At 66.9% G+C, this 753-nt stretch carries 1 protein-coding gene; it reads right to left on the bottom strand.

Annotation, left to right across the window (positions count from 1 at the left end):
* Positions 1 to 121: 121 nt before the first annotated feature.
* Positions 122 to 517: a hypothetical protein gene (locus ACYQ2W_RS26485; protein WP_459874104.1), complete on the bottom strand. Its 396-nt coding sequence runs from the start codon at positions 515 to 517 to the stop codon at positions 122 to 124.
* Positions 518 to 753: the final 236 nt, after the last annotated feature.

The raw sequence follows: 753 nt of genomic DNA, 5'->3' as shown, positions 1-753 counted from the left end.
CCCCATAGGGGAGATATCTGAATAGCTGTAAGAAAATGGCGTCGTTGGCAGCTACGCAACGGGGATCGCCCCCCCCAAAAAAACATGGAGCAGGCCGTCGATTGGCGTGAAATGCAGCCTCTTAGACATCGCGCTGCCGCAGCCGCTCCGCCTCTTCGATCAGCGGCCGATAGTCCGCGGGAGGCGTGGACGGCGACTGGCAATGGGCACGCAGCGCAACCACCGCGCGCTCGACGAGGTCGACCGTGGCGGAACGCAACGCCGGGAGGTCGCGGGCGCGACGGACGCAGGTCGCCACGCTGCGGCACAGCGCCTCGGCGTCGGCCTCGTTGACCGCGCGCGCCGCGTTGGCGAGGCTGTCCAGCTCCTGATGCAGCGAATCCCACGGGAGGTCCGCAGCGCATTCCGCGCCGCAACGGAGACGCCCGTGAAGCGCCTGCAGATGGTTGCCGCACTCTTCCCGGAAGGCGGCGCGAAGCAGCGCCGACAACGGTTCCTCTGCGCTCTCAGCCTGCATTTCTCATCAGCCTCCGTAGCGAGGGCGCCGAGACCCCGCTGTGACGGGGCGCGCGGATTTGGCCAGGGATGGTCTTATGCCGCGAAGGCAGGATGCCGAGAGCGGTCCGGAAGGCGACGAAGGCATAGTCGGCACTATGCTGAGGAGCCTGGAGGGAGCACGCCCCGTCACAGCGGGAGGCCGAATCGGGAATGGCGCGTCCGCAGTAGGAGGCTGGTGAGAAATGCAGGCTAACC

The organism is Endothiovibrio diazotrophicus (genome assembly GCF_054657215.1).
Note: the sequence above shows the minus strand (reverse complement) of the source record. Positions and strands in the feature narration are given on the sequence as shown.